The sequence below is a fragment of the Streptomyces sp. NPDC031121 genome, from assembly GCF_055570615.1.
The window spans coordinates 189,539-202,060 of sequence record NZ_JBVIGV010000012.1 but is presented as its reverse complement, the minus strand read 5'-3'; the positions used below and the strand labels follow the sequence as shown (position 1 = coordinate 202,060).

Annotated in this window: 13 protein-coding genes and 1 pseudogene; 6 read left to right on the top strand and 8 right to left on the bottom strand. The window is 70.9% G+C overall.

Going from position 1 to position 12,522, the window contains the following annotated elements:
- Positions 1–194 precede the first annotated feature (194 nt).
- The gene (locus tag ACZ462_RS23560; RefSeq protein WP_467882630.1) at positions 195–1,169 is read right to left on the bottom strand and encodes a threonine ammonia-lyase; all 975 of its coding nucleotides are present in this window, start codon (positions 1,167–1,169) and stop codon (positions 195–197) included.
- A 74-nt stretch (positions 1,170–1,243) separates the two neighbouring features.
- Here ACZ462_RS23560 and ACZ462_RS23555 point away from each other — a divergent pair, with 74 nt between their 5' ends.
- Positions 1,244–2,146, top strand: a complete 903-nt coding sequence (locus ACZ462_RS23555; protein WP_467804608.1) for a LysR family transcriptional regulator — start codon at positions 1,244–1,246, stop codon at positions 2,144–2,146.
- A 29-nt stretch (positions 2,147–2,175) separates the two neighbouring features.
- Here ACZ462_RS23555 and ACZ462_RS23550 read toward each other — a convergent pair whose 3' ends face one another.
- The gene (locus ACZ462_RS23550; protein WP_467804609.1) at positions 2,176–2,421 is read right to left on the bottom strand and encodes a hypothetical protein; all 246 of its coding nucleotides are present in this window, start codon (positions 2,419–2,421) and stop codon (positions 2,176–2,178) included.
- Between the two features lie 119 nt (positions 2,422–2,540).
- Entirely contained in the window at positions 2,541–3,101 is a 561-nt protein-coding gene (locus ACZ462_RS23545) for a TetR/AcrR family transcriptional regulator (protein WP_467804610.1), read from the bottom strand.
- A 108-nt stretch (positions 3,102–3,209) separates the two neighbouring features.
- Here ACZ462_RS23545 and ACZ462_RS23540 point away from each other — a divergent pair, with 108 nt between their 5' ends.
- The 3 genes from ACZ462_RS23540 to ACZ462_RS23530 all read left to right on the top strand — a co-directional run bounded on the left by ACZ462_RS23540 (position 3,210) and on the right by ACZ462_RS23530 (position 6,312).
- Positions 3,210–3,650 (top strand): hypothetical protein, encoded by a 441-nt coding sequence (locus tag ACZ462_RS23540; protein ID WP_467804611.1) that lies wholly within the window; start codon positions 3,210–3,212, stop codon positions 3,648–3,650.
- A 208-nt stretch (positions 3,651–3,858) separates the two neighbouring features.
- Positions 3,859–5,019: a pyridoxal phosphate-dependent aminotransferase gene (locus ACZ462_RS23535; RefSeq protein ID WP_467804612.1), complete on the top strand. Its 1,161-nt coding sequence runs from the start codon at positions 3,859–3,861 to the stop codon at positions 5,017–5,019.
- Between the two features lie 108 nt (positions 5,020–5,127).
- Positions 5,128–6,312, top strand: coding sequence for an alpha/beta hydrolase family protein (locus ACZ462_RS23530; RefSeq protein ID WP_467804613.1), 1,185 nt, complete (start codon positions 5,128–5,130; stop codon positions 6,310–6,312).
- Between the two features lie 246 nt (positions 6,313–6,558).
- Here the strand turns inward: ACZ462_RS23530 and ACZ462_RS23525 are convergent, their stop codons facing one another.
- The 5 genes from ACZ462_RS23525 to ACZ462_RS23505 form a co-directional block, all read right to left on the bottom strand.
- Positions 6,559–7,116 carry a DUF421 domain-containing protein gene (locus tag ACZ462_RS23525; RefSeq protein WP_467804615.1) on the bottom strand — a complete coding sequence of 186 codons (558 nt, stop codon included), beginning with the start codon at positions 7,114–7,116 and terminating at the stop codon, positions 6,559–6,561.
- Positions 7,117–7,319: 203 nt separating this feature from the next.
- Complete coding sequence (locus tag ACZ462_RS23520; protein WP_467804616.1) at positions 7,320–7,529, bottom strand: DUF2180 family protein; 210 nt, start codon at positions 7,527–7,529, stop codon at positions 7,320–7,322.
- Between the two features lie 65 nt (positions 7,530–7,594).
- Positions 7,595–8,938, bottom strand: a complete 1,344-nt coding sequence (locus ACZ462_RS23515; RefSeq protein WP_467804617.1) for an SGNH/GDSL hydrolase family protein — start codon at positions 8,936–8,938, stop codon at positions 7,595–7,597.
- 76 nt (positions 8,939–9,014) lie between these two features.
- Positions 9,015–9,470, bottom strand: coding sequence for a PRC-barrel domain-containing protein (locus ACZ462_RS23510; RefSeq protein ID WP_467804618.1), 456 nt, complete (start codon positions 9,468–9,470; stop codon positions 9,015–9,017).
- On the bottom strand, positions 9,457–10,029 hold the full coding sequence (locus ACZ462_RS23505) for a PRC-barrel domain-containing protein (protein ID WP_467804619.1): 573 nt from the start codon (positions 10,027–10,029) through the stop codon (positions 9,457–9,459). Before ACZ462_RS23505 ends, ACZ462_RS23510 begins: the two co-directional genes overlap by 14 nt.
- A gap of 736 nt (positions 10,030–10,765) precedes the next feature.
- On the opposite strand from ACZ462_RS23505, the pseudogene ACZ462_RS23500 reads away from it, so the two are divergent.
- Positions 10,766–11,442: pseudogene (locus ACZ462_RS23500) on the top strand (Na+/H+ antiporter NhaA); the annotation flags it as partial.
- A gap of 187 nt (positions 11,443–11,629) precedes the next feature.
- Complete coding sequence (locus ACZ462_RS23495) at positions 11,630–12,505, top strand: universal stress protein (protein WP_467804620.1); 876 nt, start codon at positions 11,630–11,632, stop codon at positions 12,503–12,505.
- The last annotated feature ends 17 nt before the right edge of the window (positions 12,506–12,522 follow it).

Sequence of the window (12,522 nt, the reverse complement as noted above, 5' to 3'; positions counted from 1 at the left end):
GTGCCGAGCAGGCGCAGCGTGGCGTCCACGTGGATGCCGGGTGCCGTGAAGACGACCGGGGAAAGACTCTCGTCGCCGGCCGGCGTCGCCCCGGCGCTGGTCCTGCGCCCGTCGGCGCTCCGGAGTGGATCGCTCGCATCTCCACGGTCGGCACGCAGGCAGTCACGGCGGCCGGCCCCGGCGCAACTCGTTCATCAGGTTGAGGTTGTGGCGGAGAGGCAGGCCCGCAGTTCGGTTTCGTCGGCGTTGCCGCCGGTGCACATGATCGCCACTCGCCGGCCTGCGAGGCCGTCGCGCGCCGCGAGGAGCGCGGCCAGCGGTGCGGCGGCGGCCGACTCGGCCACCGTACGGGCATCGCGCATGAGCAACCACTGAGCCCACCGCAGGTCGTCATCGTCGACCAGTACGAAGTCTGCGAGATGGTCGCGCAACAGACGCTGCGTCAGCTCAAAACCCGAACCGGTGGCCAGGCCCTCCGCCGACGTGTTGTTCGGACGCCCGACACAGCGGCCCAAGCGCCAGGAGTCGTGCGCGGCCGCTGAGTTGCGGGACTGCACCGCAATGACGCGGCAGCGCGGGCTGATCGCTGACGCCACCAGACATGCGGCGGCGGCGCCGCTGCCGCCTCCGACCGGCACGATGATCGTGTCGATGTCAGGTTCCTGCTCGAAGATCTCCAGATATGCGGTGGCCACGCCCGCGATCAGGTCGGGTTCGTTCGCCGCGCTGACCAATCGCATCCCACGCCGAGGAGCGAGCTGTTCGGCGTGGCGGCGGGCGGCGTCGAAGTCGGCGCCCGCCGCCACCAATTCGGCACCGAGACGCCGCACGGCCTCGGCCTTCAGAGGATTCGGGTTCTCCGGCATGACGATGGTGCACGGGACGCGAAAGAGCGCCGCGGCATAGGCGAGGGACTGCGCGTGGTTGCCGGTGGAGTACCCGAGAACGCCCTGCGCACGCTCGTCCGGGTCCATCGCGGCCAGCAGGGTGACGCCTCCTCGGACCTTGAAGGCGCCGGTCGGCTGCAGATTCTCGTGTTTGACCAGCACACGGACACTGGCGCCGACGGCGGCGTCGAGGGCCGGATAGGAGAGCAACGGGGTCGGTGACAGGTGTGCGCGCTGCAGACGACGCGCGCGAAGGACATCGGAAATCGTCGGACTGCGCATGACGTCATGCTGTGCACCGGGCAACCCATAGGACAAATGCCAGTTCTCAATGAGTCCATTGATATCGTCGATGAATGTTCGATGAGAACCGGCTCCGGGTGTTCGCCGCCATCGCTCGTGAGGGTTCGGTGACGGCTGCCGCCACCGCGCTGCACTATGCGCAGCCGTCGGTCAGTCACCACCTCGCCAGGCTCGAAGCCGAAGCCGGTGTACCGCTCGTTCAGCGGGCAGGCCGTGGCATCCGGCTGACCGAGGCCGGCCGGCTGCTGGCCGATCGCGCGGAGGAGATCCTCGGCCGTATCGATTCGGCCCGGACCGAACTGGCCGCCCACGCTGGGCTCAGCACCGGACGGGTGCGCCTCGCGGCGTTTCCTTCCGCGCTCGCCACTGTCGTACCGACGGTGGCAGCCGCCTTCGGCGTCGCGTACCCGGACATCGAACTGGCGCTCACCGAAGCAGAGCCTTCGGAAGCGCTGGCGGCCCTGCGGCGCGGCGAAGTCGATGTCGCCTTCACCTTCCGTCATGGTGACGGCCCACTCAGTGACCGCGAGGGTCACACCGTGACGCCGATCCTGCACGAACCGATCTACATCGTCAGCCGGGCCGGCGGATCCTGGCCTGGTCCGCGCACCGACCTTGATACCTACCGGGGACAGCGGTGGATCGCCGGCTGCGAGCGGTGCCGCACGCACCTTCTCTCGGCGTGCGCACAGCGCGGCTTCACTCCTGCGATCGCCTTCGAGACCGACGACTACGTCGCAGTCCAGGCACTTGTAGCCGCCGGCCTCGGCGTCAGTACGCTGCCCGGCCTCGCCCTGCGCGCTCATCTCCACCCCGGCGTGAGGATCGACCGCCTGGCGGACGACCACCGCTTCGTCGACGCCGTCGTCTACGGCGCACCACCGGCTCCGGCTCCGGTCGAAGCCTTCGTGAAAGTCCTCAAGGCCACCGCCGTCCAGCCCACCCAATGGCCCTGAAGGCCATGCCGTGAACCTTTCCGGCAAACTCACCAGAGCCAGGTGGTGGCCCAGTGCCTGCTCGATGAGCCCGGCGCGATGCCGCGTTCGACCGAGGCGACGACCCGACAAGCGCACCAGCCCAGCCGCGAGCAGGGCGGGTGGGTCTTCTTGGCGTCGCTGGTGAACCAGGTCGCGGCCTGTCGGTGCTGGAGGCGCACGAGAAGTCGAAGGAAGTCGACGGCCCCCTGGAGAAGGCCGTCCGACTCCAGCGCCCGGGCAGGACGAGGGGCCAAGGCTGATCCGCCCGACGGGGCCCCGCCGAACAGAGGCGGGCGCGCGGGCCGGGTCGTCGGGTCAGGGCGTCCAGCGAGTGGCTCGTGGCGTACGTCCGGCCTTTGGGGCCGTGGCGGCGTCAGGAATCGGCGAAGAGTGTCACTGTGGCGCGGACGGCCCGTTCGAACGGCTCCGTGCTGCCGCTCGCCCGGCACAGCACCTGTGCGCCTTCGAGGAGGGCGACCAGCAAGGCGGCCTTCTCTTCCGCGTCGGCCGGCGCGAGTCCTGCCTCCGTCAGGGTCAGGCCGAGCTGTTCCGTCCACGAGGCGAACGTCGAAGCGGCGGCCCGGCACAGCTCGCCGCTCTCCTCGTCCGCGGGAACGGTCACGGCGGCGACGGCGCATCCGGCGCCTTGGGCCGCGGCCTGCGCGACCGGCCGCGCGAACTCCACGAAAGCTGCGGCAACACCCTTCGGGTCGGCCCCACCGAGCTCCGCCAGCCGGTCGCGCACCTCACGGCCGTGCCGCGTGGCGGCCTCCGCGGCCAACTGGTTCTTGCCGCCGGGGAAGTGGTGGTAGATGGCTCCGCGGGCCGCCCCGCTCCGCGCCAGCACATCGGTGAACGACATGCCCTGCAAGCCGCGTTCCCGCAACGCGTCCACCGCTGCATCCACCATCCGGGCCCGGGTCTCCTTGGCCATCCCGCCCTCCCTGTGACTTCTCACTTGACTAGGACGACCATCCTACTCCAGAGTGTATCTCGCTAGGACGTACGTACTAGTCTGGTGTCGCATCCGAGGAGCACAGCCATGCCCATCGCCGTCATCGCCCCCGCCGGCGCCCTCACTCCGGCCGGAGAGCGGGAGATCATTCCGCAGCTCAGCCACGCGCTCATCGAGGTGAGCGGTCTGGCCGGCAACACCTTCTTCACGCCCATGGTCGCCGGCGTACTGCACCTGCTCGGCCCCGAGCACGTGTACGCGGGGGGTGTCAACCGGTCCCTCGTCCTGATCGAACTCAAGCTGCCCGACATCGGACTGGCGTCCGTCGAAGCGAGGGCGGCCTTCATCGAGAAGGCCACCGGCATCGCGTACACACTCATGACGCCCGGCCACGATCGCGACGACATCCGGATCAACATCGTCAACGCCCCCGACGGAGGCTGGGGCATGGGCGGCCACACCTACACCGGGGAACGCCTGGGTGAAGCCATCGCCCGGGCGGCCGCCGCGGCGGAGGCGCAGGCCTGACCGGCCGGCGGCCCTCCGCCGACCCGGGTCCGCCCGCGGCACCGGGGTCGCCGGAGGCGAGTTGATGGAGGCCGCCCCTGCCCAACGGCGCTGGCCCGTCCCGGCTTGCCGTAAGACGTGCGGATGTGGACAGGGCGGGGCGGCGCACGGTTACGCGCCGTGCCCGCGCGTGGGGTGGTCCGCGCGTCGACGACCTCAAGGAGGAACCGTGAGAGTTTCACGTCTGCGGCACATTCCCGGGATCGGGGTGGACGTGATCGGCGATGCGGCCGACGCCGCCAAGGACCCCGACATGCTGCGTCTGGAGAATCTGGACACCGACCTGCGTCCGCCCCTGATCGCCCTGGACGTCACCCGGTCCGCGCTGGAGGACGACGCCGCCAACAGCTATCTGCCGTTCCAGGGGCACCGCGGACTGCGGGAGGCCGCCGCTGCCCATGTCTCCCGCCTGTCCGGAGCCCGCTACGACTCGGCCACCGAGTGCGTGAGCGCCGCCGGAGGGCTCAATGCCCTGCTGATCGTGCTCCTGGCCACGGTGGAGCCCGGCCGGGAGGTCGTCGTCTGCGACCCGGTGTACGCCGGGCTGGTCAACCGGATCCGATTGGTCGGAGGCGTTCCCCGCCATGTGCCGTGCATCCCCACGCCCGACGGCTGGCAGGTCGATCCCGAGGAGCTCGCCGCGGCGGTGGGGCCCGACACCGCCGCCGTGCTGGCCATGACACCGGCCATGCCGACCGGTGCACTGCTCGGCCCAAGTCACTGGAACGCTCTCGCTCCCGTCCTGGAGAGGCATGACTGCTGGCTGATCCACAACGCGGCGATGGAACGCATCCTGTTCGACGGTCACCGCCCGGCACACCCGGCCGCACACCCTGGCCTCGTGGAGCGGACCATCACCGTCGGATCGGCGTCCAAGGAGCTGCGCCTGATCGGCTGGCGGGTGGGCTGGGCCGTGGGCCCGTCCCATATCATCTCCGATATCGCCCTGGTGGGGATGACCAATGTGGTCTGCCAGGTGGGAATCGCCCAACAGGCCGTGGCCGCAGCGCTCGACGCGCCCGATGCCGACGAGGACGTCGCCGCGGCCACACGCGTCTGGGAGCGGCGCCGGGACGTCGTGACGCGGCAGCTCGACGGCTACCCGCTCGTACGACCGCATGGCGGCTGGTCCCTCCTCCTCGACACCGCGGCGTTGGGCATGTCTCCGCAGAAGGCGTCGGAGGTCCTCTTCCATCGCGGCCGCGTCGCCGCGACCCCGATGACGGGCTGGGGACCTGGCGGCGACAGGTACCTGCGGCTGGTCTTCGCCAACGAACCCACCGACCGCCTCGCCGATCTGCGTGAACGCTTCCGTGCTGCCTTCGGCTGACCGTCACCTCAGCCTCGGGTCGCACATGCTCGCGACCTCGGCGCGAAGCGGCGGCGGCGGTGGTACACCCAGCATGACGCTGTGACAGAAACACTGCTGCCTCTGCAGATGTCCCCTTTGGAAACCGTCGTCGTGGTGGGTGCCGTCGCGCTCGTCGCGGCTCGCTGGCTCCCCTCACGGGCGCGGCGACCGGCCTCGTCCGGTGCGTCCGTGGTGGTGCTGCTGTCCGGCGTGGTGCTGGTGTGGAGTTCGGTGCGGTGGCAGATGGTGCCCGTGCTGGCCGGCGCCGCACTCGTCCTGCCGCTCGCCGTCGCGGCCGAGCTGCGAGCGCGCGGCGGGCGGCCGCCGGGCAGAATGCGATGGTGGGCGGCTTTGCCGGCTTCGCTGGTGTGTCCGTGCCTGATCGCGGTCGGTCCGGCCGCCGCCTGGGCCCTGCCCGTGCCGGTGTTCCCGGCGTCGTCCGGACCCTTCGCCGTGGGCACCGGCGTGGTGCAGTGGACCGACACCGACCGTCCCGAGAGCTCCACCGCCGACGAGGCCGACCGGCGTACTGTCGTCGTGCAGCTGTGGTACCCGGCGCGAAAGAGCCCGGCGGACTCGCGCCGCGCCGCGTACCTCGGACGCACGGACCGTGAGGCGGGGATCGTCTCCGACGCCCTCGCCCACTGCGTCGGTGTACCCGGGTTCCTGCTCGACGGCCTGCCCCGCGCGCGTACGAACGCGGCGGTCGACGCACCGGTGGCCGTCGGCGACGAGCGGTTCCCTGTCGTGCTGTTCTCCCCGGGGCTGGGTGGCGTGCGCACCCAGAATTCGGCGTGGGCGGAGGAGTTGGCCAGTCATGGCTACGTCGTCGCGGCACTCGACCACCCCTACGACTCGGCCGCCGTCGTCCTGGCCGACGGCCTGACCGTCCGTACGAAGGTCACTGCCACGGGGGACGCCGGGCGTGACGAGGCACTGGCGGTCGAGTGGACCGCGGTCCGGTCCGCCGACCTGGGCTTCGTCCGCACCCAGCTGGACCGTGTCGCGCGAGGCGAGATCCCGGCCCCCGCGGGCGGCCGGATGGACACCGGCCGGGTGGCCGTCGCCGGCCACTCCCTCGGCGGAGCCGCAGCCTTGCAGGCGGCTCGTCAGGACGGCCGGTTCGACGCCGTGATCGACCTGGACGGCTTTCCGCACGACCCCGCCCCGAGACGATTCCCGCAACCGGTGTTGGCGCTGACCCAGGACACCGGGCGGGACATCGACCCCGACTACCTCCCCTCCCCCGTCTCGACCAGGTACTCGCCCTGAGCGGTGCAGCGCTGTGGGCCGAGGATCGGTACCACCGCGCCGTGCGTCGGGAGTGGTCGCCCGCCCCGGGACGGTGGACCGTTCGGCTCTGGCTCACATGCGGCGGGCCGGCCCCCTCCTCGAGCACCGCTCGGGCCCGACGCCTCGCCGGCAGGCCGGAACCACTGGCAACGCATCGGTGTGAGCGGCTCGTGGAAGCGGCAGCAACGGCACAGGAAGTGGTGGCAGTGAGGATTCAGCGCGATCTCAGTAGGCCGGCTCGTTCCCTTGATCACCTTTTCTTTTCAGTGTCGGCCGAGGGAAATCGACACCGTCAAGAGCGGTGCCGGAACCGTACTGCGAGCGGGAAATCACGCTGAAGCTGCCGTCCGTTTCCAACACGACGGCCTCCACCTCCTGGATATCCCCGATTCCTTGGGACCGCACAGCTTGAGATATCTCGTCTGGTGTCACTCTTTGCCGCCTCAACGCCTCGTGCAGCATGTGGCCCTGATGCAGCAGTATCGTTGGCTTGGCCTTCACCAGTCGCCGGACTCGCTCAGAATGAATCGATACCCATGCCGTGAGGAACTGCAACGCAACCAGCAAGGTCAGCGCAACAGCCCCTTCGAGGATGGTGACCTGGCGGTTGAGGAGGATGGTCGCCAAGGTCGAACCGAGCGCGACTGTGATCACGAGGTCGAAGGCGTTCATCTTGGACAGCGTCCGCTTTCCTGACACGCGGACCACGGTGATCAGAATCAGGTAGGCGAGTGCCGCCATGACCAGGACACGGACGAGATCCTGTGTGGAGTCATAGATCATATCCGCGCTGCTCCCTCCGACTCAGAGGAGATGCGGCGCCGTCCAGCGGGGGAAGGGGCACGGCGCCACCTGAGCAGCGGGTGTACCTCTCTCATGCCCAGGGCCCATTCCACCCGCGGTGCTGTGTGGCGTTCGCTCTTCTCCCGGAACGCGGCTTCGGCGCGGCTCTCAGGGCGGTGAACGGGCCGCCGCGTCCAGTTCGGTCACGTACTGTGCTCTGCCCTGTCGCACACCGGGCACAGAGCTGTCCGGGCCGACACGCGACCAGTGGTCTTGCCGAGGCCGGAGTCGTGGTGCACCTCGCGCGGTGCGAATCTCACATGGTTCACGCAGAGCCCCGCGCCGCAGGCGCGGCACACGGCCACGGCGGCTCCGGCCGTGCTGTTCCTCGCCCGGCACTCGAAGCACTCCATAGTGCCTCCTTGCGGTTCTGCTCCGGCGCTTACCCACGAGGACGGAGGGCTATGTACCCAGGGGCCTAGCGGCTGTCCGCCAGGTCGGGCGGTGACTGCAGGAGGGCGCGCTGCACGGCCAGCGCAATGGCCAGCTGTCCGGTCGCCGTGGGGTGCAGCGGGGCCTGCTCGGCCGGTCCTCGCACGTAGGGCCGGCTGGTACACAGACCGTGCCCGGTGAAGTCCGGCCGGGCCGTGGAGAAGCCGGCTGCCTGGGCGCCTTTCCGCAGGACTGCGTTCAGCTCCTCCAGGTAGGAGCGCAGGACGCGCGCCTTGTCAGGGGTGATGCCTTCCTCGCCGAGGCAGTTTGCCTGTTCGCCGAACGGGTCGTAGTACTCGGTGACGACGACGCGCGGGGAGCCCGGGAGGGTGGCGAGATGGCGCAACAGCTCCCGGTAGTCCAGGGAGAAGCGGGCGAGCTGTGCGTCGAAGAACGTGTCGGTGGCGCGGTCCCCGCACCGCGGCTGCGTCGTGCACAGCAGTGTGAGTGCCGCCCACCGGACGTCGTTGGCGCCGATACTGACGGTGACTGCCGAGGCTCCGGGGGCTCGCCGCAGCTCGGACAGCTGCGGCGGGATCGCCATGCCGCCGACGGTACGGGCTCCCAGGAGACCCTCCTTGATGGTCGCACCTGCACAGGCGAGGCTGAGCACCCGGCGGCCGTGCAGGCGCTCCAGGTACTGGGAGAACGCGTCCGAGCTGCGCTGGCAGGCGCGGTCCTCGGCCGTGGCGCCCTCCAAGGGCCCGTTCCCGGAGCCGGCGGCGGTCGAGTCGCCCAGGACGACGAGTCGGACGCCTTGGGCGAGGGGCCCCTCGGGCGGCGGCAGACGGGCCGGGGGAGCGCGGCCGACCAGGTCCTCCAGCGAGTCGACCGAGCGCAGCACCTTCGGCGTTTCGTGGGCGAGCACCAGGTAACCGGCCGCACTGAGACCGGATGCCAGAACCAGGCCCGTACAGGCGAGAGCGACGGCCGCCCCGACGGGCAGGCGCCGGAGCACCGCCACCGCCAACAGGAGCACGAGCACGACGCCGGCGGCGATGACCGTCTGCCACAGGGCGTATCGGAACCAGCCCTCTGCCAGTCGGCGCCCCACCTCGGTGACGGAGCCGTCCGGTTTCTGTACCAGGTCGTCCAGCCCGGGACCGAACCGGATCTCCGTCAGCGTCAGGCGCGGCCGGAGCGGACCGCGGAAGCTCACGGCGGTGGGCATCTCCTGGTTGAACAGGACGAGTCTCCCCGGCCCGGTCCAGTCCGCTGACGGCCCCGTGACCGAGAGCCGGACCTTCCGGCCGCCCACGGACACCTGCTGCGGTGGCGTGAGACGTACCGCGAGCCATACGGAGAAGACGGACACGGCGACCAGGCCCACGGCACGAGTGAGGATCCGGCGGGTGCCGCCCCCGCGCATGCGCTCGGGAGGGCCGCCGGCTGCCCTGCGCGTGGGCTCAGCCCGCCGGGTTCGCGCCGTCCACCGCATCGCCGTTGATCACGGCCGCGAAGTCGCCCACCCCGGCCAGCCGTGACCCGTCGAACACCGCGCCTGCCGTCAGAAGGCCGAGGAGGCTTCCGTCCGCGGGATCGAAATCGATGTCCCTGACCTCCCCGAGCCGGTTGCCCCGGTCCGTCATCAGGGGCTTCCCCAGTGCGTCGCCCGGGGCGGCCTCCGCCTCGCCACCCGAGGGGCGCTCGCCGGCGTCGGGTTCACGGCGGACCATCACGGCGTCCGGCCCGCACGCCTGCACTGCACCCCACGGCAGGGTCAGGACATGTGCGCCCGTGCGGATACGGAGCGCCTGCACCCGGGCGGGCGAAGGACTCAGCAGGAGGCCCGCCACTTTTCCCAGCGTCTCCCCGCTGCTCACCAGGACGACCTGCCGGCCGTCCAGTTCACTGCTCAACATCGCCCGCACCCCCCGTGGGCTGAGCGCCCGCGACCTTCCGGAACTCCGTCAGATCAGTAGCCGTTGAGCGCAGGGCGGCCACTGGCACCAGCACGTTGTCCGCCGAGACCACGACCGGCGCGGACACCGGCACAAAGACGGTCCCCTTCTCCCCGCGGCGGTCGAGCCTCACCTCGTATCCGACGAGTCTCGCGTCGTCGGCCGTCACCTCGAGCACGACATCGATGACCTTGCCGACGTCCTCGCCTTCCTGCGTGAGTACGCGCGTTCCCAGCATGCTGGCGCCGTCCCCGCTGCCGGGAGCGGTGCCGGCTTCCCCGCGAAGCGCGTCCCGGTCGGCCACCATCAGGGCGTCGCGGCCGAGAGCGTGGACGGCACTCCACGGAATTGCCTCTTTCAGCGGCCCGGACAGCATTCCTCTCCCGCTGAGGGTGAGGGCCCGGACCCGACCGGATTCCGGATCGATGACCACGTCCTTGATCTGGGCGATCGCATCACCGTGCAGCGTCACGACCGGACGGCCCACGACATCACTCGCTCGGATGACAAGAGCGTTCATGGCTCATCCTTGTCCCTGGACGGGTGCTTCTTGGCGGCGATCACTCCGCCGCGTCGGCGTCTGGCCTGGGTCACAAGCGACGACACCCCGATCGCGATCAACAGGATGACGGCTACCACCAGCCATCCCCACCACTCCATGGCGCGCTCCTCTCCGGGTCTTCTGCGAACGGCCCCGGCTCGCGCTGAGCCGGTCGAGTTCCAGGCTGCGACCGGCGCCGCCCGGCCTGGCGCACACGGCGACTACCCCTCCCGGCCGCGCCCACTCGCGGATTCCCGGGCGGACGGCTCTCCACGCCGGAAACGTTTCCGCCGGTGGGCCCGGGCGCCCGACCACCATGCGTGTAGCTCGCGTTGACTACACGAGTGTGGCCATCGGGTATGGCGGCCGATGGTGACACGCCGTGAAGGGCTGCGTCCACAACGTGATGCCGCGTCTGTCCCACCCTCGTAGGCGTCAGGGGAAGTCGGCGAGGGAGGTGGGCAGTGGAGGCGCCGGTTCCGGGGCCGCCGCCCACGCAGGGGTCGCTGCCGCGCGGAGTGCGGCAGCCGGCAGGGGCAGCCGCATGGGCGGCGGCCGGTGCGCTGGCCGTTCTGCTGTTGGCCGGCTGCGTGAGCTCCTCGCGTACAGATGAGGATTACCGGGAGAAGGCGGCGAACTCGGCTCAGGCGGTTCGCTCGTCGATCGAGACGGCTCGCCTGCTGGTCGGTGCCGCGGGCCGGGGCAAGTCTCCGTTGCCGCGATCGTCGCGCTCGCATGGGCGAACACGCCGTGGAGCGCGGCCTACGGGTCCCTACGGGACTTTCACTTCGGCGTACCGGCCCTCGGGCTGGACCTCTCGGTGGGCCACCGGACCGCTGACGGCCTCCTCGCGATCCTCTTCCTCGTTGCCGGCCTCGAGCTGAAACGCGAACTCGTCGTCGGCGAACTGCGTACCCCCGCCACCGCGGCTCTCCCCATCGTCGCCGCACTGTGCGGCATGGCCGTACCCGCCGCGCTCTACATCCTCACCGCGACAGCCGGAGGCGGGAGCCTCGACGGCTGGGCCGTACCCATGGCCACCGACATTGCGTTCGCCCTCGCCGTACTCGCTGTGATCAACACCCATCTCCGCGCCGCTTTGCGGGCGTTCCTGCTCACTCTCGCCGTCGTGACGACCTCGGCGCGATCCTCGTCATCGCCGTCTTCTTCACCTCCGAGCTCAACTTCTGGGCCCTGGGCGGAGCATGCGCCGGCCTGCTCCTCTTCTACGCCTTCCAGCGCTTCCGAGTGACCGGCTGGTGGTGGTACGTCCCTCTCGGCGTCACGATCTGCGCGCTGATGTACACCTCCGGCGTCCACGCCGGCGTCGCCATGGGCCTCATCCTGCGCACCACGTGCGACGAGAACGCCGACGGCATCCCCGATGTCCACGCGGGCGATGACCCGGCGGGCGACAGTCGCTGACAGCAAGGGGCGAGGCGGACGACGCCAAGCCGTGCCGCGCCTCTCAGCGGGCCCGCCACTCCGGTCCCGTTCAGCGCTCCGCCGGTCCGGGTGGCGGCACGATCCGGAGCGGACGAAGCTGGGAGAACGGGGGCATGGGCAGCGTGGAGGCGCCGTGGCCGGTCTCATCGTCGTCGGAGCAGACGGATCGCCGTCGAGTCTCGCCGCGGTCGACGAGGCGGCCCGGGAGGCCCGGCTGCGCGGGGCGGGGCTTCGGGTCGTGTACGCGTTCGTCTGGCCCGCGATGCAGCCACCGTCGCTGCTGGGGCTGGAGGGAGGGCTCCGCACAAGGGTCGAGCAGCTGGTGGCCGAGGCGGTGGCACGAGCCAGGGAGAAGACACCGCCCGTCGAGGTCACCCATGCCGTGGTGACCGGTCAGCCGGTGGCCGTACTGGAGAAGGAGTCGCGCGGCGCGGACCTCGTGGTCGTCGGGTCGCGCGGCATGGGCGGCTTCGTCGGGCTGCTGGTGGGTTCCACGGCGGTTCACCTCGCGGCGCACAGCAGCTGCCCGGTGCTGGTCGTACGCGAAGGCGGCGTCCCGTCCGGGCCCGTCCTGCTGGGCGTCGACGGCTCGCCGGCGGGTGAGCGGGCCGTGGATTTCGCCTTCGCCGAGGCGGCCCTGCGCGAGGCGCCTCTCGTGGCCCTGCACGCCTGGACGACGTGGAATTCCCCGCTGCCCCCACCACAGGATGCCGCCGAGGCGTACGCCAACCCTCCCGGTGCGCTGGCCGAGGCCGAGCAGCGGCTCCTGTCCGAGGCTCTGGCCGGCCACCGCGAACGGCATCCGGGCGTCACAGTGGAATCCCGGGCAGTACGCGGCCGGACCCGGGAGGCACTGATCGAGGCGAGCCGGTCCGCCCAGCTGGTGGTGACCGGGGCACGGGGGCGTGGCGGATTCACGGGCCTGCTGCTGGGGTCGGTCAGCCAGGCCCTGCTGCATCACGCGCACTGCCCGGTGGCGGTGACCCGGGGCAGGGACGCGGGGCACTGACGGCCCGGCCCGGGCGC